This is a genomic window from Paraburkholderia ultramafica (assembly GCF_902859915.1).
Classification (GTDB): Bacteria; Pseudomonadota; Gammaproteobacteria; order Burkholderiales; family Burkholderiaceae; genus Paraburkholderia; species Paraburkholderia ultramafica.
Genome location: NZ_CADIKK010000049.1, coordinates 1 through 25857, shown reverse-complemented (window position 1 = coordinate 25857; position 25857 = coordinate 1). Strand labels below are relative to the sequence as shown.

The following is a 25857-nucleotide window of genomic DNA, read 5'->3' as shown; positions in this document are numbered from 1 at the left end:
GGATTTTCGCGTTGCCGCCGGCTGGCATCGGCTGGCGCCTGTTCCATGCTTGCGGCCCCGAAGGAAATACTTCCGGCGCGCGAACTCGGGCCATCAGGCCGATGCTCCGCAAGGCCCGCGATGCGCTATGCTGAATAGTCGACTCTCTTCTTACGGAGCGCGTCATGACCAGCAAGAAACATCCCGTATCCCAGCCCGTGCAAGCGCGGCCGCCGACCGAGTCCGTCGATAGCCGCCTCGACGAGGCACTGGAAGAAAGCTTTCCTGCCAGCGACCCGATTGCCGTCGATTTGACAGATCCGCATCACGTTCCGGTAAAGGGGGTGGCTTCGGAAGAAAAGAAGCGGCGTTAGAGGCTGGTGGTAGTTGGTCTTGCGGTGGCGAGGGGGAAGCAAGGCCGCCGAAGATTGTCACCGCCACGGCTCGTGCGGAACATTCAGCCTTCGACTAGAAAACCGACAGGCGCTGCGAAAACGGCCGCTCGTGAACCGAGCTTGCGGGCGAACGTGGGGATCGGGTGCTGCGGGGATTGATGACTGAGACTGCCGACCAAAGACCTGCGGTGGCAGCGGACATGACGGGCACTATGAGCACTACCGGGGGACGCCAACGGCACTGACGAGCGAGCGTGAGTCCCTCCGCAAGCCTCGGCCCCCCAGCCGATGAGTCGGGCGGCGCTTCCGGCGCCGCTCCGCCCTCCCCACCTAACGGTCCTCAGACCATCGCACTCAATGCGTCGGCAGGCCGCTTTCCAGTTGACGCTGAAGCTCGCGCACCTGGCGCTGCGCGACGCGCAACTGATCTTGCGCGGCAAGCTTCTGTTGAGCCAGCGCCGTTGCTTCGGCACGCTTCTCCTGCTGCTGGGTCGCAACGATGCTCTGCTGCTGACGCGCGACATCGAGGTCGGCCTGCAAGCGGCTCGCGCGATCCTGCGACAAAGCGATCATGCGCTGCGTGAACGCCTTCTGCGCTTCCAGTTGCGTGCGGCGAATCTCGACGTCCGACAGTTGCACCGTCTGGCGCACGAAATCCTTGTAGATCAGGTCGGCACGCGTGGCGTCCTGGGTCTTGATCACGCGCCAGAAATTCTTCTGCTGGAACAGCGCGACGTAGTACGTCATCTCCTTGCCATAAAACAGCATGCTCGCGCCGTAACTGCCGTTGTATGTGGTGCGCAATTCGCTCAGATCCGACCCGTGGATCATCTGCTGCAATTCCGCCACATTGCCTGCGGCGGATTGCCTGTTTTCGTCCGGGGTCAGTGCGGAGGTCTCCGCCTGTGCGGTCTGTGCGGTCTGTGCGGTCTGTGCGGTCTGTGCGGTCTGTGCGGTCTGTGCGGTCTGTGCGGTCTGTGCAGTGCCCGGCAACGCCGTGGTCGTGCCCGGCTGGGAAACGACGCCAGCGCTCGCGCCACTGTCCTGCAGAGCCTGAGCATTCACGCCTTGCGCGGCGCCCAATGCGATGAATGCGGCCAGGGCAATCTCCCGTACCTTCGACTTTCGGTCCATGTAATTCCCGCTTGAACAGTTTTTGTTTTAATACAAACCTCTAATTATTACTCACTTTCGCGTGTTTCGGGCTCTTCGTCAAAAATTTGGTACTTACCCATTTTCTCCCACAAAACCTTGCGGATGATACGCAGATAGAGGGCCGTGCTCTGGCGGCGCCAGCCGTTTGCATCGAGCGCGGCAAACACGCGGTTGCACTCCGCCATCTCCCATTTGCTGCGCTCCACCAATACCTCGGCCGCGCGCTCCGCGGGCACCGGCTGGCGAGTGCGCGCTAGCGTCAGCAGCGGCTGCAGGCGCGCAGCATCCCACGCGCCGATTTCGCGCACCGTCATGCAGATCCGCTCGGCCAGGTTGCGCAATTCGCGCACATTGCCGCGAATACGTGTCGGCGACGGCGTCGGCGAGCTCCATCAGGAGCCAGTACAGCGCCGTCTCGCTGCCGACCTCGGAGCAGATCTCGTTCACGCACCGCGATTTGCGCACGGTTATCAATCGGGCGAAGAATCGGGCGATTCGGGCTGGGGCGCGATGTTCGAAGTCAATCGCGCGTTCGCACTGGGTTTCACCTATCTGCGCACGGTCACGCCGTATATCTCGTTCGACATGGCGCGCGTCTATCTCCACGCGGGTACGCTGTCGCCGTCGACGGTCTCGTCGATTGCGTTCGGCTTCCCGCTCCCGGACGCAAAGTGCTACAACCTGGATCTGTCGGTGGCCAAGCCGGTCGGCGACACGCCGGTGGAAAGCGCATCGCACAGTCCGCGCATCAATGCGACTTTCTCGTAGCAGTTGAGTTGACGATCCCTGTCAGTGCCGCGTCCTGATTAGAGGGTCCACTATTAATCGGCGCGCGCACTTTCACGTATTCTGCGCTGACGATGCGACCGGCGGCATGCAAGCTGCAAGCTGCAAGCTGCAAGCTGCAAGCTGCAAGCTGCAAGCTGCAAGCTGCAAGCTGCAAGCTGCAAATCAAGTTAGCCGAAGTCAGACCTGAGAGGCAATACGAGGGATCACGGCGGGCATCGCCTGAAGACCGCCCGAGATGCCAACAACGCCGCGCGACCACGATCGCGCCGTCTCAATCAAAGAGGAAGACAATGACGCAATTGACTCAACGCGCTCGCGCAATCGCGCTTCGTACAGCCAAACATGCCGCTCTCGCCGGCGTGCTGCTCGCCAGCGCCGTGACAGCGATGGCGCAGACCGACACGCCGATCGGCACGTGGCAAACCATCGACGATCACACCGGCCAGCCCAAAGCGCTCGTGCAGATCGCTCAGGATGGCAGCGGTCAACTGAGCGGCAAGGTGATCAAGGGTCTCGGTGCGAACGACCAGCCGGATCGCCGCTGCACCGCCTGCGCCGACGCGCGCAAGGATCAACCGATTCTCGGCATGACGATCATCAGCGACATGAAGAAGGACGGCGACGCGTGGGATCACGGGCAGATTCTCGACCCGGAAAACGGCAAGGTCTACAAGTGCAAGATGCACCTGGAAGATGGTGGAAACAAGCTGGTAGTACGTGGCTATATTGGCGTGGCGCTGCTTGGCCGCTCGCAGACATGGGTTCGTCAGCAATAACGCGCGGCGTGTTCAAGGCTGTAGACTGACGTGCCGGCCAAGATGGACTGTGACTTGCACCGCCAGGATGTCTTGCGCTGACAGAGCTACCGCCGAGCCGCCACCACGGTCAGGCTAGAAGCAGAAGAAACGGCCGGCGATCGCCATCGCGCGGCCGTTTTTTATGTGAAGCCGGCAGATTGAAGTCGTCATGCAGCGTGCTTGAAAGGCGATGTGTACGCGAACGGCGACGATGGCAGCGGTGTGCCCAGTGCCGGAGCGTAAACCGAGGGCATGACAGGTACGGCAGCCGGAGCGCTTGGCGCTTCGACGCTCTTTTGTTCGGCGCTCACGTGCGTACGCATGCGCGCTTCCATCAGGCTGCAGAGTTCTTCGCTCGCCGTGCCCAACAGTTGCTCCGTCACGTGTTTGAGCACGCCGGATTCGTACCATGCCTTGAAGCGGCGATGACACGTTTGATACGACGGGTATTTGCGCGGCATGGCGGACCAGGTCGCACCGCTGTACATGACCCACAGCACGCCGTTGAGTACCGAACGGGTATTGGCAAGCGGTCGGCCACGCAGTTCGGACCGCGGACGCAGTTCGGGAAGCAACGGTGCGACGCGTTGCCATTCTTCATCGGTAATATCACGGTGCGGATTCATGGCTTCTCCTTTGTCAGAACCATGACAGAAGATAGCCAGTCGCCCGCGCCCGGAATATAAGATCATTCCGAATCTTGAAAATACGCCGTATGACGTAACCGGTTCGGCAACTGATCGTGATCTATCGCAAATGTATCGCCGCCGGAGTCACTTGACCGATCAACCCGGATCGACTGAGATCGGCCCGGATCAACTCAGGTCAGCGACGTATCGACAATCCGGCGCGGCGTATCGAGATACTCCTTCGACTGCATCTCGACAATACGCGATACCGTGCGCGTGAATTCGTTGGCCATCGGGCCGTCGACATACAGTTGCTCGGGCGGCACCGCGGCGGACATCAGCAGCTTCACCTTGTGGTCGTAGAACACGTCGATCAGCCACGTGAAGCGGCGCGCTTCCGATGCCATGCGAGCCGACATCTGCGGCACGCCGGACAGAATCACCGCGTGAAAGCGGCTCGCCAGTTCCAGGTAGTCGTTTTGCGAGCGCGGACCGCCGCACAGCGTCGCGAAGTCGAACCACACGACGCCGTCCGCGCGGCGCAGCGCCTTCAACTCGCGCTTCTCGATGTGCAGGATCGGGCTTTCGTCGGGGACCGCGGCGAGGCGCGCGAACGCGTCGCGCAGCGCCTTGTCGGCGGTGGCGCCGAGCGGCGAGTGATACACCTCCACCTGCGCCAGCGTGCGCTGCCGGTAGTCGATGCCCGCGTCGACGTTGATCACGTCGAGCTTCTCCTTGATGAGCTCGATCGCCGGCAGCATGCGGTCGCGATGCAGACCGTCCGGATACAGCGTGTCCGGATCGTAGTTGGACGTCATCACGAACTGCACGCCGTTCTCGAACAGCTTGTCGAGCAGGCGGTACAGGATCATCGCGTCGGCGATGTCCGACACGTGGAATTCGTCGAAACAGATCAGGCGGTAGCGCTTCGCGATGCGGCGCGCGAGTTCGTCGAGCGGATCGGCCGTGCCCTTCAGATCTTCCAGTTCGCGATGCACCTCGCGCATGAACTCGTGGAAATGCAGGCGCGTCTTGCGATGCAGCGGCACGATCATGTAGAAGCTGTCCATCAGGAAACTCTTGCCGCGCCCGACGCCGCCCCACATGTACACGCCGCGCGGCAGATTCGGGTGAATGATCAGCTTCTTGAACGCATTCGAGCGGCGCGACTTGTATTCGGCCCACTCCTCATAGCACCGCTGCAGGCGGTCGACCGCCGCGCGTTGCGCCGGGTCCGATTGATAGCCGCGCGTCTGCAGTTCTTTTTCGTAGTATTCGGTGACGTTCATGGTGTTGCAGCAAAAAGAAAGGCGGGAGGGATTGAACCCGCCCGCCTTTGTGGTGATGCCAGAGTACGTTCAGTCAGGCGTGCGCGTGATTACATGTTCAGCGCGCGCTTGTCGACGGCCAGTGCCGCCTCGCGCATGACTTCCGACAGCGACGGGTGCGCATGGCAAATGCGGCCGAGGTCTTCCGACGCCGCCTTGAATTCCATCGCCACCACGGCTTCCGCGATCAGGTCCGATGCATTCGCCGAGATGATGTGCACGCCGAGCAGTTCGTCGGTCTTCGCGTCGGCGATCATCTTGACGAAACCATCCGCCTTGTTGATGCCGAGCGCGCGGCCGTTCGCCATGAACGGGAACTGGCCCGCCTTGATCTCGCGGCCTTCCGCCTTCAGTTGCTGTTCCGTCTTGCCGACCCACGCGATTTCCGGTTCGGTGTAGATCACCCAGGGAACGCAGTTGTAGTCGATATGCGGCTTCTGACCGTCAATGATTTCGGCGACCAGCACGCCTTCGTCTTCGGCCTTGTGCGCGAGCATCGGGCCACGCACCACGTCGCCGATCGCGTACACGTTCGACACAGCCGTCGTGCAGTGGTCGTCGACGTCGATGAAGCCGCGCTCGTTGGCCTTCAGGCCGATTGCTTCGAGACCGAGGTTGTCGGTGTTCGGCACGCGGCCGATCGACACGATCAGCCGGTCCGCTTCGAGCGTCTTCGCGTTGCCGTCCTTGTCCGTGTAAGCGATCGAGACGCTGTTGTCGGTCGTCTTCACTTCGCCGACGTTCACGCCGACCTGGATGTCGAGGCCCTGCTTCTTGAACTGCTTGGCCGCTTCTTTGGCCAGCGCCTGGTCGGCCGAGCCGAGGAATTCCGGCAGCGCTTCGAGCACGGTCACTTCCGCGCCCAGACGGCGCCATACCGAGCCCAGTTCCAGACCGATCACGCCGGCGCCGATCACGGCCAGTTTCTTCGGTGCCGTGTCGAAGGCCAGTGCGCCTTCGTTGTCGGAGACGATCTTGTTATCGACCGGAACATTCGGCAGATGGCGCGCCTTCGAACCCGTGGCGATGATCACGTTCTTCGCCGTGACCACTTCGGTTTCGCCTTCGCCGCTCACTTCGATCTGCACGCCGGCGCCCGTCTTGCCGGTGAACTTGCCGTGGCCCTTGAGCCAGGTGATCTTGTTCTTGCGGAACAGGAATTCGATGCCCTTGGTCATCTTTTCGACGATGCCTTCTTTGCGGGCCATCATCTTCAAGATATCGACTTTCACGTCCGACACGGAAATGCCGTGGTCGGCCAGGTGATGCGATGCGTTTTCGAATTCTTCCGACGACGCGAGCAGCGCCTTCGACGGAATGCAGCCCACGTTCAGACACGTGCCGCCGAGCTTCAGCGTGCCGGCCGGGTTCTTCCACTTTTCGATACATGCGACGGTCTTGCCGAGCTGCGCTGCACGGATGGCGGCGATATAACCGCCAGGGCCCGCGCCGATCACGACGACGTCAAATTCTTTGGACATGACAATCCTTTTGATGACGGAACGGCGCGCGGCCACGTTTCGTGGCGCGCGGTTCCTTTACTGCGGAATGCGAAAGACGTACTGCCCAGATGGTGCCGGCTTGCGCAATGACAAGCCGGCACTGGCCGAACCGGCGCTTACAGGTCGAGCAACAGGCGAGCCGGGTCTTCCAGCGCGTCCTTCATTGCGACCAGCGACAGTACCGCTTCGCGGCCGTCGATGATACGGTGGTCGTACGACAGCGCCAGGTAGTTCATCGGGCGGATCACGATCTGGCCGTTTTCGACCACAGCGCGTTCCTTGGTGGCGTGCACGCCCAGAATTGCGGATTGCGGCGGGTTGATGATCGGGGTCGACAGCATTGAACCGAACACACCACCGTTCGAGATCGAGAACGTGCCGCCGGTCATTTCTTCGATCGACAGCTTGCCGTCCTTGGCCTTCTGACCGAATTCGGCAATCTTCTTCTCGATGTCGGCGAGGCTCAACTGATCCGCGTTGCGCAGGATCGGCACCACCAGACCGCGCGGCGAACCGACAGCGATACCGATGTCGAAGTAGCCGTGATAGACGATGTCGTTACCGTCGATCGACGCGTTCACCAGCGGGAACTTCTTCAGCGCGTGAACCGCCGCCTTCACGAAGAATGACATGAAGCCGAGCTTCACGCCATGTTCCTTCTCGAACTTGTCCTTGTACTTGTTGCGCAGGTCCATCACCGGCGCCATGTTCACTTCGTTGAACGTGGTGAGGATGGCGTTGGTTTGCTGCGACTCGAGCAGACGCTCGGCGATACGCGCACGCAGACGCGACATCGGCACGCGTTGTTCCGGACGGTCCTTCAGCCACTGGTCGGCCGAGGCCGGCGCCTTGACGTCCGGCAGCGACGGCTTCGCAGCCTTCGGCGCGGCAGCCGGTGCCGGTGCAGCCTTGGCGGCCGCCGGGGTAGCTTGACCGGCGGTCAGCACGTCGCCCTTGGTGATGCGGCCGTCGCGGCCCGTGCCGGCGACGTCGCCCGACGACAGGCCCTTCTCCGCCATCAGCTTGCCGGCAGCCGGCGAAGCAGCGGTGTTCGAACCCGTGGCGGCAGCGGCTTGCGCAGCCGGTGCCAGTGCAGCGGCCGCAGCGGCAACCGGTGCCGGCTTGACTTCAGCTTCGACAGCAGCGGCGCCAGCGGTGCCTTCCGTGTCGATCTTGGCGATCACCTGATCGGCGACGACGATGTCGCCGTCGTTCGAGATCACCTGGGCGAGCACGCCGGCCGAGGGTGCCGGCACTTCGAGCACGACCTTGTCGGTCTCGATTTCGATGAGAATTTCGTCTTGAGCGACAGCCTCGCCGGGCTTCTTCTTCCACTGCAGCATCGTGGCTTCCGAGACCGACTCGGAGAGCTGGGGAACCTTGACTTCAACAATAGCCATTATGAATATCCTGAATACGTATCGGGTGACGGCGCGCTGAACGACGACCGCCTGCGAACTATGACTGCCGCGCATGAACCATCATCAGGTTGCTGAGCGCGGCGCGGGAAAGCGCGCTGCGCCTTCCCGGTTCGTCTGTTCTCTTTATTTAGCGATTGACGCGCTCTTGAGGCGGCCGAAAGCGCCTTCGACCAGCGCCTTCTGCTGCTCGTAGTGCTTCGCATAGTAGCCGACTGCCGGCGAGGCCGAAGCCGGACGGCCGCTGTATGCCAGCTTCTGTCCTTCCTTCATGCCGTCCTTCAGGTGGTGCTCGATGTAGAACCACGGCCCCTGATTCTGCGGCTCGTCCTGCACCCAGACCACTTCGGTCGCGTTGTCGTACTTCTTCAGTTCCGCTTCGAACTGCTTGTGCGCGAACGGGTAGAGCTGTTCGATACGGATGATCGCGACGTCGTTCGACTTCGATTCGCGGCGATGTGCGAGCAGGTCGTAGTACACGCGGCCCGAGCACACGATCACGCGCTTGACCTTCTTCGCCTCGACGGCCTCGTCGATCTCGCCGAGCACCGGCTGGAACGAACCCTTCGCCAGTTCCGACAGATCCGACACGGCTTCCTTGTGACGCAGCAGCGACTTCGGCGTAGCGACGATCAGCGGCTTGCGGAACAGGCGGATCATCTGACGGCGCAACAGGTGGAAAATCTGCGCCGGCGTGGTCGGCTGAACGACCTGCATGTTGTGGTCTGCGCACAGTTGCAGGAAACGCTCGATACGCGCCGACGAATGCTCCGGACCTTGACCTTCGTAGCCGTGCGGCAGCAGCATCGTCAGGCCCGACACGCGGCCCCACTTCACTTCGCCCGACGAGATGAACTGGTCGATCACGACTTGCGCGCCGTTCACGAAGTCGCCGAACTGCGCTTCCCATGCGACGAACGTATTCGGCTCAGCGGTCGAGTAACCGTATTCGAAGCCCAGCACCGCTTCTTCCGACAGCACCGAGTCGATCACCGTGAACTTCGCCTGACCTTCGGCGATGTTCTGCAGCGGCACGTAGGTGCCGTCGTTCCAGCGTTCGCGGTTCTGATCGTGCAGCACCGCGTGACGGTGCGTGAACGTGCCGCGGCCCGAGTCCTGACCGGTCAGGCGCACTGCATAGCCCGATGCGACCAGCGACGCGAATGCCAGGTGTTCGCCCATGCCCCAGTCGAGCTTCGCTTCGCCACGGCCCATCGCGCGACGGTCGTTGATGACGCGCTCGACCAGCGGGTGAACCTTGAAGTTTTCCGGGATCGTGGTGACGCGCTCAGCGAGGCGCTTCAGTTCCGCGAGCGGCACAGCCGTGTCGGCTGCGTCGGTCCACTTGCGGTTCAGGAACGGCACCCAGTCGACCGCGTACTTGCTCTTGTAGTTCGACAGCACCGGATCGATCGTGTGATGGCCTTCGTCCATCGCCTTGCGGTAGGCCTTGACGAATTCGTCGCCTTCTTCCGCGGTGATCACGCCCTGTTGCACCAGCTTTTCAGCGTACAGCGCGCGCGTGCCCGGGTGCTTCGCAATCGTCTTGTACATCAGCGGCTGCGTGACCGCCGGCGTGTCCTGCTCGTTGTGACCCAGCTTGCGGAAGCAGACGATGTCGACGACGACGTCCTTGTGGAACTGCATCCGGAAATCGATAGCCAGTTGCGTAGCCAGAACGACCGCTTCAGGATCGTCACCGTTCACGTGCAGCACCGGCGCTTCGATCGTCTTGACGACGTCCGAGCAGTACAACGTGGAGCGCGAGTCGCGCGGGTCCGACGTCGTGAAGCCGATCTGGTTGTTGATGACGATGTGCAGCGTGCCGTGCGTGCCGTAACCGCGCGTTTGCGCGAGGTTCAGCGTTTCCATCACGACGCCCTGGCCTGCGAAGGCGGCGTCGCCGTGGATCTGCACCGGCAGCACTTGCAGGCCGCTGTCGTCGCCGCGACGGTCCATCCGGGCCTTCGCCGACCCTTCGACCACCGGGTTGACGATTTCGAGGTGCGACGGGTTGAACGCGAGCGACAGGTGAACCGGGCCGCCTTCGGTCGAGACGTCCGACGAGAAACCCTTGTGGTACTTCACGTCGCCGGCCGGCAGGTCGTCGACGTGCTTGCCTTCGAATTCGGCGAACAGGTCAGCCGGCATCTTGCCGAGCGTATTGACCAGCACGTTCAGACGGCCACGGTGAGCCATGCCGATGACGATTTCCTGCACGCCATTGGCGCCGCCGTGACGCACGACTTCGTCCATCGACGCGATGAAGCTCTCGCCGCCTTCGAGCGAGAAGCGCTTCTGGCCGACGTACTTGGTGTGCAGGAAGCGCTCGAGGCCTTCAGCGGCCGTCAGGCGATTCAGGATGTGCTTCTTCTTGTCGTTGCTGAAGCTCGGCGTCGAACGGATCGACTCGAGCTTCTCCTTCCACCAGCGCTTCTGTTCCGGATCGCTGATGTACATGTACTCGGCGCCGATCGTGCCGCAGTACGTGTCGCGCAATGCCTTGACGATCTCGCGCAGCGACGCGCGCTCGAATCCGAAGTACAGATTCGTTGCGCTGAACTCCTGGTCCATGTCGGCTTCGGTGAAGTCGTAGAACGCGGGTTCAAGTTCGGGGATGGCGGGACGTTCGCGGCGCTTCAGGGGATCGAGATTGGCCCATTGCGAGCCGAGGAAGCGATATGCGCCGATGAGGGACTGCACATAAACCTGCTTGCGGGCCGTAGCGAGATCTTCGCCACCAACTGCCGTGCGCGGGATGAAGGCATTAGCCTTGGCCCGTTGAGCAAACGATTCGACGATCGGGCCATGAGCCACGTCGTTGGCATTGCTGCCATCCGATGCAGGAACGTTCTGCAACGCGTCGAAATAGCTGCGCCAGTTCTCGGGCACTGACGCCGGATTATCGAGATACGCTTCGTACAATTCTTCTACGTACGGAGCATTGCCGCCGAACAGATAAGAGTTCGACTGGAATTGCTTCATCATTTTTACGCTCACCTTTCTTCGAGTTTCTCGAGAAATAGCGGGTTACAGAACCTTCCGCGACACGGCCTGACCGTTTAGCGGATTGCGCGAATCAAGTCTTGCTTGGAAGGACCTAAAACTTTGCACCCGGGGAGCATATCACAGAACGGATAGGGCAGATAGCAGACCGATTGCCGCCCGGGCCTGTCGCGACGGGCTTTCACGGCTCTTTCGAAGCTCTTTTCATGGTTCGCAACAGTGTCCTGTGAAAAACGGGGACGAACAGACGACGAACCGCGAGCCAAGGCCCGCAACATTTCCCAAGCTCAGAAACGGCAAAAGCCACCCGAAGGTGGCTTCTGTCTACGACGTACCGCTACCGACCCGTTCAGGCCAAGGCCTTGCCTAGTCCACAGCACCCTTGCGGCTCGCGCTACGGCGCTCGTGTTCCTTCAGGTAACGCTTGCGCAGACGGATCGATTGCGGCGTGACTTCGACCAGCTCGTCGTCGTCGATGAATTCGACCGCGTATTCCAGCGACATCTGGATCGGCGGCACGAGGCGCACCGCTTCGTCGGTACCCGACGAACGCACGTTGGTCAGCTGCTTGCCCTTGATCGGGTTCACGACCAGGTCGTTGTCGCGACTGTGGATGCCGATGATCATGCCTTCGTACAGCGGCTCACCGGGCGACACGAACATGCGGCCGCGATCCTGCAGCTTCCACAGTGCGTACGCGACTGCCGCCCCGTCGTCCTGCGAAATCAGCACGCCGTTGCGACGCTCGCCGACCGCGCCTTCCTTGACCGGCTGGTACGAGTCGAACGTGTGGCTCATCAGGCCCGTGCCGCGCGTGAGCGTGAGGAATTCCGACTGGAAGCCGATCAGGCCACGCGCCGAAATGCGGTACTCGAGACGCGTACGGCCTCGCCCGTCCGACGCCATGTCGAGCATCTCGCCCTTGCGGCGGCCCAGCTCTTCCATCACGCCGCCCTGGTGGCCGTCTTCCATGTCGACGGTCAGGTTTTCGTACGGTTCGTGCTTCACGCCGTCGACTTCCGTCATCACCACGCGCGGACGCGACACGGCCAGCTCGTAGCCTTCGCGGCGCATGTTTTCCACCAGAATGGTCAGGTGCAGCTCACCGCGGCCCGCCACTTCAAACGTGGTTTCGTCGCCGGTTTCCTTCACGCGCAGCGCGACGTTGTGGTTCAGTTCCTTCATCAGGCGGTCGCGAATCTGACGGCTCGTGACGAACTTGCCCTCGCGGCCGGCCAGCGGCGACGAATTGACGAGGAAGTTCATCGTCAGCGTGGGTTCGTCGACGGTGATCATCGGCAGTGCTTCCGGCTGTTCCGGTGCGCAGATGGTCACGCCGATGCCGATTTCTTCGATACCGTTGATCAGCACGATGTCGCCAGCTTCAGCCGAGTCGACCTGCACGCGCTCCAGCCCCTTGAACGACAGCACCTGGTTGATCTTGCGGTTCAGGATCGCGCCGTCGGGACCCGAACGCACGGCGACGGCCATACCCGGCTTGATCGTGCCGCGCGTGATGCGGCCCACGCCGATACGGCCTACGTACGACGAGTAATCCAGCGACGTGATCTGCAGTTGCAGCGGCGCATCCGGATCGGCCGGGCGAACCGGAACGTGCTCCAGCACGGCTTCGAACAGCGGACGCATATCGCCTTCGCGCACGTCCGGGGTCAGGCCAGCGTAGCCGTTCAGGCCCGATGCGTAGACGATCGGGAAGTCCAGCTGCTCGTCGGTTGCGCCCAGCTTGTCGAACAGGTCGAACGTCTGGTTGATCACCCAGTCGATGCGCGCGCCCGGACGATCCACCTTGTTGATCACGACGATCGGCTTCAGGCCGAGCGCCAGCGCCTTCTTGGTCACGAAGCGCGTTTGCGGCATCGGGCCTTCGACGGCGTCGACCAGCAGCAGCACCGAGTCGACCATCGACAGCACGCGCTCCACTTCACCGCCGAAGTCGGCGTGGCCCGGGGTATCGACGATGTTGATGTGGGTGCCTTCGTACTCGACCGCGCAATTCTTCGAAAGAATCGTGATGCCACGTTCCTTTTCGATGTCGTTCGAGTCCATCACGCGCTCGGCGACCTGCTGGTTGTCACGGAACGTGGCGGTCTGGCGGAGGAGCTGGTCGACGAGCGTAGTCTTGCCGTGGTCGACGTGGGCAATGATGGCGATGTTGCGTAGGGCGCGGGTCATAGGAAACCTGGAGACAGTTGAGTGCGCCGCTTGCTTACCGCTTGCTTATGCCGGTTACGTTACTGATACCAACCACGACAAGCCCAAAGCGCACTTTTGGGAACCCAATATTCTAGCACGCCACGATGAAGCTTTCTGGTATTCCCTGATAGAGCGGTCACCATCCATGCAGCGGAGCGTAGGACGGCGGCGCCGATCGTGTCGGCGCACCCTGCGCGAAAGTGTGTCCGATTCCGTCTTGAGGGCGGGAAGATCCTTGCCTAAGCTGCAATAACGCTTGCCGCGTCAACCAACCGCACCCTATAATCCTGCATAGTCAACCATTGCATTCGCACGAGAATCATGACGGAGCCGTCCCCCACCCCCACGCCGGACCTCAGCGAGTATCAGCTAGGCGAAAGCGTCGGCTATCTCCTCTCGCGGGTGAAATCGACGATGTCGAACCTGATCACGCAGCGAAGCATGGCCGAGTTGGGCATCACCAGCCAGCAGGGCAGCATTCTGTTCATGGTGGCAAGCGGCAAATGTCTGCTGGCCGCCGAACTGGCCCGTGAATACGGTATCGACGCAAGCGCCGTCACGCGGCTGGTCGACCGGCTGGAAAAGCGCGGCCTGCTGACCCGGGTGCGCAGCAACGAAGACCGGCGCGTCGTGCGCCTCGCGCTGACACCCGAAGGCCACGCGACCGCAGCCAGAATGCCGGCGATTTTCAAAGGCGTGCTGGACAGTCTGCTGGGCGGTTTCACCGCCGAAGAAGTGGGCTTTCTAAAGAGCATGCTACGCCGCGTGCTTATCAATTCCGGCGAACATACGGGACTAACCCGTGATGCAGCAAGCAATTTTGATAGCAAATCGTAAGAAATTGCTTGCTGGGTCCATCATTACATTCCACTCAAAGAGTCGAGCGATGAAATCCCTTTCCCTGTCCGCGCCCGCGCTTTCGAGCCGGGCCGCTGTCGCCGCTGCGGTAACGGCGCTCGCCCTCACGGGGTGCGCGAACTACTTCGGTGTGAAGAGCGACAAGCAGATCTCGGCGCCGACGCAGTACGAGTCCGCGCAGAGTCTGCCCGGCGAAGGAGGCCAATGGCCGTCGCTCGACTGGGCCAATCAGTTCGGCGACCCGCAACTGCCCAGGCTGATCGCGGAAGCGCTCGAAGGCAGCCCGTCGATCGCGCAGGCGCAAGCGCGTCTGGCGAAGGCGTCCTCGTATATCGAGACTTCGCGCGCGGCGTTGTTTCCCACGGTCGACGCCAGCTATTCATGGACTCGCGAACTGTACTCCGAGAATGCGCTCTTCCCGCCTCCGTTTGGCGGCACCTGGTATAGCGAGAACAACGTGCTCGCCAGTGCGTCGTGGGATCTCGACCTGTGGGGCAAGAACCGTCAGCGCCTCGGCCAGGCCGTGTCGCAGGAAAAGGCCGCTCAGGCCGACATGCAGCAGGCCCGCGTGACGCTCGCCGCGTCCGTGGCGAGCACCTACAACCAGCTCGCGCAGCTGTACGCGTTCCGTGCAATCGCCGAGCACGAAATCGCCAACCGCCAGGACGTCGGCCGCATCACCGACGGCCGCGTGACGGCCGGCCTCGACACCAACGTCGAGCGGCAAACCGCGGCGGGCAACATCGCAACCAGCCAGGCGAACCTGACCGACCTCGACGGCCAGATCACCGTCGTGCGCTACCAGTTGGGCGCGCTGCTCGGCAAGGGTCCGGATCGTGGCCTGCAAATCGCCAAGCCGACGCTGAGCGGCGGCGACACGGTGGCGCTGCCGAACAATATCCCGGCCGATCTCGTCGCGCGGCGCGCGGATATCGTTGCCGCGCGCTGGCAGGTCGAAGCCGCGATGCACGACGTGAAGGAAGCGAAGGCCGAGTTCTTCCCGGACGTCAACCTCGCGGCCAGCTTCGGTTTCGACGCGTTCGGCTGGGGCCGCTTCCTCACCGCGTCAAGCCGTCAGATCCAGTTCGGCCCGGCGATCCACCTGCCGATCTTCGACGCCGGCGCGCTGCGCTCGCAATTGAAGGGCCGCTATGCCGACTTCGAGCTGGACGTAGCGACCTACAACCAGACGCTGATCAACGCGCTCCAGGACGTCTCGACGCAAGTGGCGTCGATCCGTTCGATCGACCGGCAAGAGGGCGACGCACAACGCGCGCTCGACGCGTCGAGCAAGGCGTATCAGCTGGCGGTGATCCGCTACAAGGCCGGCCTGTCGCCGCAGTTGCAGGTGCTGACCGCCGACGATAACCGCCTCGCCGCCGAACAGACGGTGACGAGCCTGAAGATGCGCCGCCGCAATCTGCAGATCGGCCTCATCAAGGCGCTTGGCGGCGGTTTCGACGCAACCCAGACCGGCCTCGTGGTGCCGACCGATGCCCCGGCATCGGCCACCGCCGCGACTGCCGCTGCGAACTGAGCGCGCCGGGCGCACGCGACGCTGCCAGCGCGAAGACCCACGCAAACGCACGAACACCCGAATAAACGACGACGTTCAAGAGAACCCGGAGCACATCAATGAGCACCCCCCAACAGCCTGCCGCCCCGCAACAACCGGCGAACAACGGCAAACGCAAGCGCATGATGACGCTGCTCGTCATCGTGATCCTGATCGCAGCGGTCGCTTACGGCCTGTACTACTTCCTCGTCGCGCGCTTCCATGAAGACACCGACGACGCGTACGTGAGCGGCAACGTCGTGCAGATCACGCCGCAGGTCACCGGCACCGTGGTCGCCGTCAACGCGGACGACACGCAAACCGTCAAGGCCGGCGACCCGCTCGTCGTGCTCGATCCGGCCGATGCACGCGTCGCGCTGGAACAGGCCAAAGCGAATCTGGCGCAAACGGTGCGCCAGGTGCGCGGCCTGTTCGCCGACGACAACCAGTACCAGGCGCAAGTCGCGCTGCGTCAATCCGATCTGTCGCGCGCTCAGGACGACCTGAAGCGCCGCCTGACGGTCGCGCAAACCGGCGCGGTGTCGCAGGAAGAAATCTCGCACGCCCGCGACGCCGTGAAGAGCGCGCAAGCCGCCGTCGACGCCGCCCAGCAGCAACTGGCGTCGAACCGCGCGCTGACCGCCAACACCACGATCGCGAACCATCCGAATGTGCAGGCCGCCGCCACCAAGGTCCGCGACGCCTTTCTGAACAACGCACGCAACACGCTGCCGGCGCCGGTCACCGGCTACGTCGCGAAGCGCTCGGTGCAGGTCGGCCAGCGCGTCTCGCCGGGCACCCCGCTGATGGCGATAGTGCCGCTTGGTGGCGTGTGGGTCGACGCCAACTTCAAGGAAGTGCAACTCAAGCACATGCGTATCGGCCAGCCGGTCGAACTGACGGCCGACGTGTACGGTTCGTCGGTGGTGTACCACGGCAAGGTGGCCGGCTTCTCGGCCGGCACGGGTTCGGCGTTTTCGCTGCTGCCCGCGCAAAACGCGACCGGCAACTGGATCAAGGTGGTGCAGCGTTTGCCCGTGCGGATCGAACTCGACCCGCAGGAACTTGAAAAGCACCCGCTGCGCATCGGCCTGTCGATGCAGGCCGACGTGAACATCAAGGGCGACAACGGCGCCCAGCTCGGCCAGGCGCCCAACACCGTCTACCAGACCAATGTGTTCGACAAGTACGGCGACGAAGCCGACGCGGAAATCGCCCGCATCATCGAGGAAAACGCAGGCCCGAACGGCGGCTCGCAGAAGTCGTCCCAGGCCGGTGCGGCCAGGTCCGCTGCGAAGAGCTGATACAGGGCGCGCGACGCTTCATACAAGGCTTCTTTAATGGCTCAGGCTCAGGCGCAAGCCCCTCATCCGCCGCTCGAGGGCGCGCAACTGGTGATCGGCACCATCGCGGTGTCGCTCGCCGTGTTCATGAACGTGCTCGACACGTCGATCGCAAACGTGTCGATCCCGTCGATTTCAGGCGACCTCGGCGTGTCGGCCGACCAGGGCACGTGGGTGATCACCTCGTTCGCGGTCGCCAACGCGATCTCCGTGCCGCTGACCGGCTGGCTCACTGACCGCATCGGCCAGGTGCGCCTGTTCATGGCGTCGATCGTGCTGTTCGTGATCTCGTCATGGCTGTGCGGTCTCGCGCCCACCCTGCCGTTTCTGCTGGCTTCGCGCGTGCTGCAAGGCGCGGTGGCCGGCCCGATGATCCCGCTGTCGCAAACACTGCTGCTCGCCAGCTATCCACGCGCGAAAGCACCGATGGCGTTATCGATGTGGGCGATGACCACGCTGATTGCACCGGTGGCCGGTCCGATTCTCGGCGGCTGGATTTCGGACAACATCTCGTGGCCGTGGATTTTCTACGTCAACATTCCGGTCGGCGTGATCGCCGCTGTGGCGACGTGGATGATCTTCCGCAACCGCGATTCGGTGGTCAGGAAAGCGCCGATCGACGGCGTCGGCCTCGGCCTGCTGATCGTCTGGGTCGGCTCGCTGCAGGTCATGCTCGACAAGGGCAAGGATCTCGACTGGTTCTCGTCGACGACCGTCGTCGTGCTGGCGCTGGTCGCGGTGATCGCGCTCGCGTTCTTCATCGTGTGGGAATTGACGGCCGAGCATCCGGTAGTGGATCTATCGCTGTTCAGCCGGCGCAATTTCACGGGCGGCACGATCGCGCTGTCGATCGGCTACGGGCTCTACTTCGGCAATCTCGTGTTGCTGCCGTTGTGGCTGCAAACCGATATCGGCTACACCGCGACCGAAGCCGGGCTGGTGATGGCGCCGGTGGGCCTGTTCGCCGTGCTGCTGTCGCCGATCACGGGCAAGATCTTGCCGCGCACCGATCCGCGCTATATCGCGACGCTGTCGTTCCTCGTGTTCGCGCTGTGTTTCTGGATGCGCTCGCGCTATACGACCGGCGTCGATACTTATTCGCTGCTGCTGCCCACGTTGATTCAGGGAATCGGCATGGCCGGGTTCTTCATCCCGCTCGTGTCGATCACGCTGTCGGGCTTGCCGGGCAACCGGATTCCGGCGGCGTCGGGTTTGTCGAATTTCGTGCGGATCATGTGCGGCGGTATCGGCACCTCGATTTTCCAGACCGCGTGGGATCACCGCACGATCATGCATCACGCGCAACTGGCCGAGCAGGCTAACGCGTACAACCCGGTGTTCGATCAGTCGATCCGGCAGATGGGCGCGGCGGGCTTCAGTCAGCCGCAGGCGTATGGTCTGTTCAACTCGATGGCCACGCAGCAGGCTGCGCAGTTGGGCGTGAACGATCTGTTCTTCGTTTCCGCCGGCATTTTTGTGGCGCTGATCGCGCTGATCTGGATCACGCGACCGGAACGCGCCGGTGGCGACGCGGGTGCGGCGGCTGCCGCGGCACACTGAGGCACCGCGTCAGTCCGACGAGGCAGACGTCATAAAAAAAGGCGGGACCGCTCGATCGCGGTCCCGCCTTTTTCTTTGCAGCAGGCAAGGCGGCGCCATCGCCGCATGCGCGACCACCTGCGCGCCTTTGCCGGCGCGTGGTTGTGAGCGATCTAGCTCGCCGTCGTCACCACCAGCCGTTCGGGCGCGAGCACGCCCTCGCCTTGCTTCGCGACACCCAGCAGACGGCCTTGCCCGGCATACACCCTGACGCGCGGCGCGTTCACGGCGTCGCCGGTAATGGTCAACTCGGAAAGCTTCAAACGCTGGCCGTGCAGAAAGCGGCGCGTTTCGTCTTCGTTCAAGCGCACGAGCGGGAATGTCGACAACAACGCGTCCACCGGTTGCAGCCATGTGTCGCGCTCGCTCTCGGTCGCATCGGACAGCGCGTCGAGCGTCACCGAATTCGCGAGCGTCAACGCGCCGACGCCGGTGCGCCGCAGCGCAACCAGATGCGCGCCGCAACCCAGCGCTTCGCCGATATCCTCGGCCAGCGTACGCACATATGTGCCCTTGCTGCTCGTCACGCGAAACGTTACGTCCGGCAGCGCGCAAGCGAGCAACTCGAGCTTGAGGATCGTTACCTGACGCCCTTCCCGCTCCACTGTCTGGCCAGCGCGTGCATATTCGTACAGCGGCTTGCCGTCGCGCTTGAGCGCCGAGTACATCGGCGGAACCTGAACGATGTCGCCGAGGAACTTTGGCAGAACCGCCTGCACCGCCGCCTCGTCGCACGTCACTTCGCGCGTGTCGATCGCTTCGCCTTCGGCGTCGCCGGTGGTCGTGCGAATGCCGAGGCGCATGGTGGCCTCGTAGGTCTTGTCGGCTTCGAGCAGGTCCTGCGAAAACTTGGTGGCTTCGCCGAAACACAGCGGCAGCAGGCCGGTCGCCAGGGGATCGAGCGTGCCGGTGTGGCCCGCCTTTTTCGCCAGATAGAGACGCTTCGCGCGAATCAGCGCGTCGTTGCTCGACAGGCCGAGCGGCTTGTCGAGCAGCAGTACGCCGTCGAGCGCGCGACGCGGCACGCGGGGGCGTTGAGGTGCGGTCATGTCAGAAAGGCGAAGACTTCAATGAATACGGAAAACAGCGCTGAGCGCATCGCAACTCAGGCATTGCGGCTCACGGTGCGCTCAATCTTCTTTCGCGCGATTCGCGTTCGCCTCGTCGATCAGACGCGACATTTCGACGGCCCGCTCGATCGTCTTGTCGTAATGGAAATGCAGCGTCGGCACGGTATGAATATGCAGCCGCTTGAACAGCTGATTGTGCAGATGGCCGGCCGCGTGCGCGAGCGCCTCGAGCGTCTGTTGCGGGTCGCCCGTCAGCGTCGTGAAATAGACTTTCGCGTGCGCGTAGTCAGGCGTCAGCTCGACGCTCTGAATCGTGACGATACCGATGCGCGGATCTTTGACCTCGCGCAGCAACTCGGACAAATCGCGCTGGATCTGATCGGCGATCTGCACGTTGCGATTGGGAGAAGTACGTTTTTTAGGCATGGTGTTGTGTGATCCGTTGTGACGGATGCAAAAAGTTGTTCGCGCGAGCCGTGGCTCGTTGAGCGGGCGGCGGGCAAGCGGCGCGGTTGACCAGCGCCTGACCGCGGGCTCGCTCGTGGGCGCGCAACGGTGGGCCCAAAAACAACGGGCGGAGCGGGCGTTAAAGCCCGCTCCGCCCGTTGAGCCGTGCCGCGTGAATTACAGCGTACGCGCGACTTCGGTGACCTCGAAGACTTCGAACTGATCGCCTTCGACGATATCGTTGAAGTTCTTGATCGACATACCGCACTCGAAGCCCTGACGAACTTCCTTCACGTCGTCCTTGAAGCGCTTGAGCGAATCGAGCTCGCCCGTGAAGATGACGACGTGGTTGCGCAGCACGCGCACCGACGACGAGCGCTTGACGAAACCGTCCGTGACCATACAGCCGGCCACCGCGCCGATCTTCGGCACCTTGAAGACCTGGCGCACTTCGACCGTACCCGTCACGACTTCGCGCTTCTCCGGCGCCAGCATGCCCGACATCGCGGCCTTCACGTCATCCACTGCGTCATAGATGATGTTGTAGTAGCGAATATCGACACCGTTGGACTCCGCCAGCTTGCGAGCTTGCGCATCCGCACGGGTGTTAAAGCCGATGATGACCGCCTTCGAAGCCGTTGCCAGGTTGACGTCGGACTCGCTGATGCCGCCCACGGCGCCGTGCACGATCTGCACGCGCACTTCGTCGGTCGACAGCTTGAGCAGCGACTGCACCAAAGCTTCCTGCGAACCTTGCACGTCGGCCTTGACGATGAGCGGCATGTGCTGCACTTCGCCTTCGCCCATCTGTTCCAGCATGTTCTCGAGCTTCGCGGCCTGTTGCTTGGCGAGCTTGACGTCGCGGAACTTGCCTTGACGGAACAGCGCGACTTCACGCGCCTTGCGCTCGTCCGGCATGACGATGACTTCTTCGCCTGCCTGCGGGACTTCCGACAGACCCTGGATTTCGACCGGGATCGACGGGCCAGCGGACTTGGTCGGCTTGCTGGTTTCGTCGAGCATGGCTCGCACACGACCGTAAGCGCTGCCTGCCAGCACCACGTCGCCGCGGTTCAGCGTACCCGACTGGACCAGGATCGTTGCAACCGGACCCTTACCCTTGTCGAGCTTCGCTTCGATGACCAGACCCTTGGCCGGCGCTTCGACCGGTGCCGTCAGTTCCAGCACTTCGGCTTGCAGCAACACGTTTTCGAGCAGATCGTCGATGCCCGCGCCGGTCTTCGCCGACACCGACACGAACGGCGAATCACCACCGTACTCTTCCGGCACGACGCCTTCGGCGACGAGTTCCTGCTTCACGCGCTCCGGATTCGCATCCGGCTTGTCGATCTTGTTGATCGCGACGACGAGCGGCACGCCGCCTGCCTTCGCGTGGGCGATCGCTTCCTTCGTCTGCGGCATCACGCCGTCGTCGGCTGCGACCACCAGAATCACGATGTCGGTTGCCTTCGCACCGCGGGCACGCATCGCCGTAAAGGCTTCGTGACCCGGCGTGTCGAGGAACGTAATCACGCCACGCGGCGTTTCGACGTGATAAGCGCCGATGTGCTGCGTAATGCCACCCGCTTCGCCCGCTGCAACCTTCGCGCGGCGGATGTAGTCGAGCAGCGAGGTCTTGCCGTGGTCGACGTGACCCATGACCGTGACGACGGGCGGACGCGGCAGTGCTTCCGCATCGGACACTTCGCCTTCGACCAGCATCGCTTCCGGATCGTCCAGCTTGGCCGCGACCGCGTGGTGGCCCAGTTCCTCGACGATGATCATCGCCGTTTCCTGGTCCAGCATCTGGTTGATCGTGACCATCTGGCCGAGCTTCATCATCGACTTGATGACTTCCGACGCCTTCACCGCCATCTTGTGCGCCAGATCGGCGACCGTGATGGTTTCCGGCACGTGCACTTCACGCACGATCGGTTCGGTCGGCGCCTGGAACGTGGTGCTCTGATCCTGATGCTTGCCGCGACCCTTCGGGCCACCGCGCCAGCCACGATCGACACCGCCGCTCGAATCGCCACGCGTCTTGATACCGCGGCGCTTCGCTGCGTCGTCCTGCCAGCCGCCCTTGCCACCGCCCGGCTTCTTCTTGTCGCCAGCGGACGGCGCGGTCGTGGCAGCCGGAGCCGCGGCAGCCGGCTTCTTCGCAGCCGGACGCGCCGGCGCTTCGCCTGCCGGACGTGCCGGCTTGTGCAGAGTGCCCTTGGCTTCCGCGGCCTTGACCGGCTCAGCGGGCTTCGGTGCCGGTTCCGGCGCCTTGACCTGCGCCTTGCGCGGCGTGCTCATCATTTCGCGAATGGCACGCGCTTCGGCTTCCGCCGCGGCCCGGCGCTTGGTGATTTCTTCCTGCTCGGCACGCGCTTTCTCGGCAGCCTGACGCGCTGCGTCTTCTGCTTTCTTCGCGGCTTCGCGTTGCGCAGCGCGTTCTGCCGCTGCGCGTTCGTCGTCCTGTTCGCTTTCCCTGGCAACCGCCGGCGCTGCCTTGGCAGCTACCGGCTCAGCCTTCGCGGCCACCGGCTGCGCAACCTCCACCGCCTGTTGAGCCTTCTCGCGTGCTGCCGCCTCGGCTGCAGCCACTACGCGCTTTTTCGCCGCTTCTTCTTCCGCGCGACGGCGCTCGGCTTCAGCAGCCTGCTCGCGCGCCTGACGCTCGGCTTCTTCGCGTTCGAGTTGTTCCTGACGCGCCTTCAACTCCTGAGCCTGCTTTTCGAGCAGCTCGGCTTCGTGACGCGCTTCCTCTTCACGACGCTGAAGTTCCAGATCGTCGACCTCGGCGCCTTCGGCCGCATGATTCGATGCATCCCCGCCTTCAGCGGAGGTTTCGTCGCGGCGGACGAAAGTGCGCTTCTTGCGCACCTCGACCTGAATGGTGCGAGCTTTGCCCGTCGCATCGGACTGCTTGATCTCCGACGTATGCCGGCGCGTCAGCGTGATCTTGCGCTTGTCGGCATCGTTCGAGCCATGCGACTTACGCAAGTGGTCGAGCAGACGCGCCTTGTCCGCCTCGGACAGGTTGTCGTCTTCGCTCGCTTTCTGGACGCCCGCCGCCTGCAGCTGCTCGAGCAGCACGCCTGCAGGCATTTTCAGTTCCGCGGCAAATTGGGCTACGTTGTTACTCGCCATTCATTCCTCTTAATGCAAGGACCGATTCCTTGCGGTTAGCATCGGGTCATGCGGCCTGACGGCCGCGTTCAATTTAGTGCGCCATGGTCATTTCTCACTGGAACCAGTGTTCACGTGCTTTCATGATCAACGCCTTAGCGGCATCCTCTTCCATTCCGGTCATCTCGACCAGTTCATCCACAGCCAGCTCGGCGAGTTCGTCGCGCGTCTGGACCTGGTGTTCGGCCAGCTTCGCGAGCAGGTCGGCGTCCATGCCGTCCAGGCTCTTCAGGTCGAGCGCTACATTTTCGACCTTTTCTTCATTCGCGATCGCCAACGTCAACAGCGCGTCGCGCGAGCGATTACGCAGTTCGTGGACGGTGTCTTCGTCGAATGCTTCGATTTCGAGCATTTCGTTGAGCGGCACATAAGCGATCTCTTCGAGGCTCGTGAAGCCTTCGTCGATCAGGATATCGGCGACTTCTTCGTCGACATCGAGACGCGCCATGAACAGGTCACGCAGTACACCGCGTTCCTGATTCTGCTTTTGCGCAGATTCGTCCGGCGTCATGATGTTGATCTGCCAGCCGGTGAGTTCGCTGGCAAGACGCACGTTCTGGCCGCTGCGGCCGATCGCGACCGCCAGTTCGTTTTCGTCTACGACGACGTCCATCGAGTGCTTTTCTTCATCGACGACGATCGACTGGACGGCTGCCGGCGCGAGCGCGCCGATCACGAACTGTGCGGGATCTTCCGACCATAGCACGATGTCGACGTTTTCGCCACCGAGCTCGTTACGCACCGCCTGCACGCGCGAACCGCGAATGCCGACGCAGGTGCCGATCGGATCGATGCGCTTGTCGTACGCGACCACGCCGATCTTCGCGCGCACGCCCGGATCGCGGGCGGCCGCCTTGATTTCCAGCAGGCCCTGTTCGATTTCCGGCACTTCCATCTCGAACAGCTTCATCAGGAATTCGGGCGCCGTACGCGAGAGCTCGATCTGCGGACCGCGCGCGGTGCGATCGACCTTCGCGATGTAGGCGCGCACGCGGTCGCCCACGCGCAGGTTTTCCTTCGGAATCAGCTGGTCGCGGCGCAACAGCGCTTCGACACGGCCGGTTTCGACGATGAAGTTGCCCTTGTCGAGACGCTTCACCGAGCCGGTCATGATGTGCTCGCCGCGCTCGAGGAAGTCGTTCAGGATCTGCTCGCGCTCGGCGTCGCGCACCTTCTGCAGGATCACCTGCTTGGCGGCCTGCGCGCCAATACGGCCGAATTCGATCGACGGCACCGGTTCTTCGATGAACTCGTCGAGCTGGATCTCGGGCTTCTGCTCGCGTGCTTCGAACAGCAGAATTTCCTGATCCGGTTCCTGCAAACCGGCTTCGTCCGGCACCACTTTCCAGCGGCGAAACGTTTCGTGCTCGCCGCTTTCACGGTCGATATGGACGCGGATATCCGCGTCTTCTTCGAAGAGTTTCTTGGAGGCCGAAGCGAGAGCCGCTTCGAGCGCGGCAAATACCACGTCTTTGTCGACATTCTTCTCGCGTGCCAGCGCATCCACCAGCATCAACACTTCGCGACTCATTGTTTGCGGCTCCTAAAGTCAACTTTCGGAACGAGGCGTGCTTTGTCCATGTCCGCGAGCGTGAAATCGAGCATCGCGGCGCCTTCCTTCCCTTCAAATTCCAGACCGATCGTCTCGCCTTGCGGAGCATGCAGGATGCCCCGGTACGATTTCCGTCCGTCCAATGGCTTTTTCAATGTGATTACTACTTCGCTGCCTGCGAAGCGTTCGAAATCCGCCAATTTTTTCAGCGGGCGGTCGAGACCCGGCGACGACACTTCAAGCCGCTCGTAATCGATATTTTCGACCGTCAAAACGTGCTGGAGCTGACGCGTGACTTTCTCGCAGTCTTCGATCGCGATGCCGGCCGGCTGGTCGATATAAATGCACATCATGCCGCGCCCGGTGCGCTCGAAGTCGACGAGCTCGTAGCCGAGTCCCACGACCGTGGTTTCAATCAGTTCCGTCAGTTGCACAGTGCCCTCTTAGATGTTCGCGCAGCGAGCCTGCCGCTTGTTTTGCAAACAATCAATGCGGGCCGCGCGCCAAGCCGGCGCACGTTCGTGCGAACCCGAGATGCCGAACCACGACGAACTGAGCGGCAAAAAAAAATGGGCTAAACGCCCATCATCTTATTACCGGTGGTCGCACCTGAGCCGCACATGAAAAGCCGCACGCCCAGCGACTTCGCGATTGTAGCCATTTTTCGGGACAAACGCAAACCGCAGAACGCTGCGTGAAGCGCATTTACGCTTGATTTCATGGGAATCTTTCGACGCTAAAGCGACGTTCCGGGCCTTTTGCAAGGCGGCTTGGGCCGCCCTGAACCGGCGCCGCGCAAGCAGGGCAAATTAACCCTGCCCCTACTTTCGACTGTGCCGTCGTTTTATGCGTTGCTTGAAACCGGCGGCGTGCGTCGATCGAATCGGACGGCGGCCGCGAAAATCGTCAAAGAACGATTAGCGGCCGGCCGCCCTGCGGGACTAGCCCTGTTGCTCAACGGCCACGCGAACGGCCGCGCGGCGCGCCGCCGCCGCGATTGGCGCCGCCCGGGCCGGCATTGCCGCCGCCCGCGCGGTTGGCGTT

The 25857-nt window shown here is 62.7% G+C and carries 17 protein-coding genes and 3 pseudogenes; 7 read left to right on the top strand and 13 right to left on the bottom strand.

What is annotated here, in order from left to right:
• Window positions 1-164: 164 nt before the first annotated feature.
• Entirely contained in the window at window positions 165-353 is a 189-nt protein-coding gene (locus HV744_RS32745; RefSeq protein ID WP_175153458.1) for a hypothetical protein, read from the top strand.
• 375 nt (window positions 354-728) lie between these two features.
• Here HV744_RS32745 and HV744_RS32740 read toward each other — a convergent pair whose 3' ends face one another.
• Together HV744_RS32740 and HV744_RS32735 are read right to left on the bottom strand one after the other, a co-directional pair.
• Complete coding sequence (locus tag HV744_RS32740; protein WP_175153457.1) at window positions 729-1508, bottom strand: DUF2968 domain-containing protein; 780 nt, start codon at window positions 1506-1508, stop codon at window positions 729-731.
• Window positions 1509-1555: 47 nt separating this feature from the next.
• Window positions 1556-1916, bottom strand: a pseudogene (locus HV744_RS32735) (helix-turn-helix domain-containing protein); the annotation flags it as partial.
• A 10-nt stretch (window positions 1917-1926) separates the two neighbouring features.
• On the opposite strand from HV744_RS32735, the pseudogene HV744_RS32730 reads away from it, so the two are divergent.
• Together HV744_RS32730 and HV744_RS32725 are read left to right on the top strand one after the other, a co-directional pair.
• A pseudogene (locus tag HV744_RS32730) lies at window positions 1927-2297 on the top strand (ShlB/FhaC/HecB family hemolysin secretion/activation protein); the annotation flags it as partial.
• A gap of 311 nt (window positions 2298-2608) precedes the next feature.
• The gene (locus HV744_RS32725) at window positions 2609-3094 is read left to right on the top strand and encodes a DUF2147 domain-containing protein (protein ID WP_175153456.1); all 486 of its coding nucleotides are present in this window, start codon (window positions 2609-2611) and stop codon (window positions 3092-3094) included.
• A 188-nt stretch (window positions 3095-3282) separates the two neighbouring features.
• Here the strand turns inward: HV744_RS32725 and HV744_RS32720 are convergent, their stop codons facing one another.
• The 6 genes from HV744_RS32720 to typA all read right to left on the bottom strand — a co-directional run bounded on the left by HV744_RS32720 (window position 3283) and on the right by typA (window position 13191).
• Window positions 3283-3741 (bottom strand): transposase, encoded by a 459-nt coding sequence (locus HV744_RS32720; protein WP_175153455.1) that lies wholly within the window; start codon window positions 3739-3741, stop codon window positions 3283-3285.
• A 194-nt stretch (window positions 3742-3935) separates the two neighbouring features.
• On the bottom strand, window positions 3936-5033 hold the full coding sequence (gene zapE / locus HV744_RS32715) for a cell division protein ZapE (protein WP_175153454.1): 1098 nt from the start codon (window positions 5031-5033) through the stop codon (window positions 3936-3938).
• Window positions 5034-5122: 89 nt separating this feature from the next.
• The gene (lpdA, locus tag HV744_RS32710) at window positions 5123-6553 is read right to left on the bottom strand and encodes a dihydrolipoyl dehydrogenase (RefSeq protein ID WP_175153453.1); all 1431 of its coding nucleotides are present in this window, start codon (window positions 6551-6553) and stop codon (window positions 5123-5125) included.
• Window positions 6554-6690: 137 nt separating this feature from the next.
• Window positions 6691-7974 (bottom strand): 2-oxoglutarate dehydrogenase complex dihydrolipoyllysine-residue succinyltransferase, encoded by a 1284-nt coding sequence (gene odhB / locus HV744_RS32705; protein WP_175153452.1) that lies wholly within the window; start codon window positions 7972-7974, stop codon window positions 6691-6693.
• Window positions 7975-8118: 144 nt separating this feature from the next.
• A complete protein-coding gene (locus HV744_RS32700; protein ID WP_175153451.1) occupies window positions 8119-10980 on the bottom strand; it encodes a 2-oxoglutarate dehydrogenase E1 component in 2862 nt (953 codons plus the stop codon).
• A gap of 384 nt (window positions 10981-11364) precedes the next feature.
• Window positions 11365-13191, bottom strand: a complete 1827-nt coding sequence (typA, locus tag HV744_RS32695) for a translational GTPase TypA (protein ID WP_175153450.1) — start codon at window positions 13189-13191, stop codon at window positions 11365-11367.
• A gap of 342 nt (window positions 13192-13533) precedes the next feature.
• Here typA and HV744_RS32690 point away from each other — a divergent pair, with 342 nt between their 5' ends.
• The 4 genes and pseudogenes from HV744_RS32690 to HV744_RS32675 form a co-directional block, all read left to right on the top strand.
• Complete coding sequence (locus HV744_RS32690) at window positions 13534-14049, top strand: MarR family winged helix-turn-helix transcriptional regulator (protein WP_175153449.1); 516 nt, start codon at window positions 13534-13536, stop codon at window positions 14047-14049.
• 49 nt (window positions 14050-14098) lie between these two features.
• On the top strand, window positions 14099-15607 hold the full coding sequence (locus tag HV744_RS32685; RefSeq protein ID WP_175153448.1) for an efflux transporter outer membrane subunit: 1509 nt from the start codon (window positions 14099-14101) through the stop codon (window positions 15605-15607).
• A 98-nt stretch (window positions 15608-15705) separates the two neighbouring features.
• Window positions 15706-16929 carry an EmrA/EmrK family multidrug efflux transporter periplasmic adaptor subunit gene (locus HV744_RS32680; protein WP_175153447.1) on the top strand — a complete coding sequence of 408 codons (1224 nt, stop codon included), beginning with the start codon at window positions 15706-15708 and terminating at the stop codon, window positions 16927-16929.
• A gap of 3 nt (window positions 16930-16932) precedes the next feature.
• Window positions 16933-18528 (top strand): annotated as a pseudogene (locus HV744_RS32675) (DHA2 family efflux MFS transporter permease subunit); the annotation flags it as partial.
• 152 nt (window positions 18529-18680) lie between these two features.
• Here the strand turns inward: HV744_RS32675 and truB are convergent.
• From truB to rimP, 5 genes are all read right to left on the bottom strand, one after another.
• A complete protein-coding gene (gene truB / locus HV744_RS32670; RefSeq protein WP_175153445.1) occupies window positions 18681-19616 on the bottom strand; it encodes a tRNA pseudouridine(55) synthase TruB in 936 nt (311 codons plus the stop codon).
• Window positions 19617-19697: 81 nt separating this feature from the next.
• A complete protein-coding gene (rbfA, locus tag HV744_RS32665) occupies window positions 19698-20063 on the bottom strand; it encodes a 30S ribosome-binding factor RbfA (RefSeq protein WP_175153444.1) in 366 nt (121 codons plus the stop codon).
• 198 nt (window positions 20064-20261) lie between these two features.
• Complete coding sequence (infB, locus tag HV744_RS32660; RefSeq protein WP_175153443.1) at window positions 20262-23222, bottom strand: translation initiation factor IF-2; 2961 nt, start codon at window positions 23220-23222, stop codon at window positions 20262-20264.
• 94 nt (window positions 23223-23316) lie between these two features.
• Window positions 23317-24792 carry a transcription termination factor NusA gene (gene nusA, locus HV744_RS32655; RefSeq protein ID WP_149675287.1) on the bottom strand — a complete coding sequence of 492 codons (1476 nt, stop codon included), beginning with the start codon at window positions 24790-24792 and terminating at the stop codon, window positions 23317-23319.
• Complete coding sequence (rimP, locus tag HV744_RS32650; protein ID WP_064269683.1) at window positions 24789-25247, bottom strand: ribosome maturation factor RimP; 459 nt, start codon at window positions 25245-25247, stop codon at window positions 24789-24791. The genes nusA and rimP overlap by 4 nt, the downstream gene beginning before the upstream one ends.
• Window positions 25248-25857 lie beyond the last annotated feature (610 nt).

Excerpts from the sequence above, each read along its gene's own strand:
- HV744_RS32745 (WP_175153458.1), top strand. The coding sequence starts at position 165 with ATGACCAGCAAGAAACATCCCGTATCCCAGCCCGTGCAAGCGCGGCCG.
- HV744_RS32740 (WP_175153457.1), bottom strand. The coding sequence starts at position 1,508 with ATGGACCGAAAGTCGAAGGTACGGGAGATTGCCCTGGCCGCATTCATC.
- HV744_RS32725 (WP_175153456.1), top strand. The coding sequence starts at position 2,609 with ATGACGCAATTGACTCAACGCGCTCGCGCAATCGCGCTTCGTACAGCC.
- HV744_RS32720 (WP_175153455.1), bottom strand. The coding sequence starts at position 3,741 with ATGAATCCGCACCGTGATATTACCGATGAAGAATGGCAACGCGTCGCA.
- zapE (WP_175153454.1), bottom strand. The coding sequence starts at position 5,033 with ATGAACGTCACCGAATACTACGAAAAAGAACTGCAGACGCGCGGCTAT.
- lpdA (WP_175153453.1), bottom strand. The coding sequence starts at position 6,553 with ATGTCCAAAGAATTTGACGTCGTCGTGATCGGCGCGGGCCCTGGCGGT.
- odhB (WP_175153452.1), bottom strand. The coding sequence starts at position 7,974 with ATGGCTATTGTTGAAGTCAAGGTTCCCCAGCTCTCCGAGTCGGTCTCG.
- HV744_RS32700 (WP_175153451.1), bottom strand. The coding sequence starts at position 10,980 with ATGATGAAGCAATTCCAGTCGAACTCTTATCTGTTCGGCGGCAATGCT.
- typA (WP_175153450.1), bottom strand. The coding sequence starts at position 13,191 with ATGACCCGCGCCCTACGCAACATCGCCATCATTGCCCACGTCGACCAC.
- HV744_RS32690 (WP_175153449.1), top strand. The coding sequence starts at position 13,534 with ATGACGGAGCCGTCCCCCACCCCCACGCCGGACCTCAGCGAGTATCAG.
- HV744_RS32685 (WP_175153448.1), top strand. The coding sequence starts at position 14,099 with ATGAAATCCCTTTCCCTGTCCGCGCCCGCGCTTTCGAGCCGGGCCGCT.
- HV744_RS32680 (WP_175153447.1), top strand. The coding sequence starts at position 15,706 with ATGAGCACCCCCCAACAGCCTGCCGCCCCGCAACAACCGGCGAACAAC.
- truB (WP_175153445.1), bottom strand. The coding sequence starts at position 19,616 with ATGACCGCACCTCAACGCCCCCGCGTGCCGCGTCGCGCGCTCGACGGC.
- rbfA (WP_175153444.1), bottom strand. The coding sequence starts at position 20,063 with ATGCCTAAAAAACGTACTTCTCCCAATCGCAACGTGCAGATCGCCGAT.
- infB (WP_175153443.1), bottom strand. The coding sequence starts at position 23,222 with ATGGCGAGTAACAACGTAGCCCAATTTGCCGCGGAACTGAAAATGCCT.
- nusA (WP_149675287.1), bottom strand. The coding sequence starts at position 24,792 with ATGAGTCGCGAAGTGTTGATGCTGGTGGATGCGCTGGCACGCGAGAAG.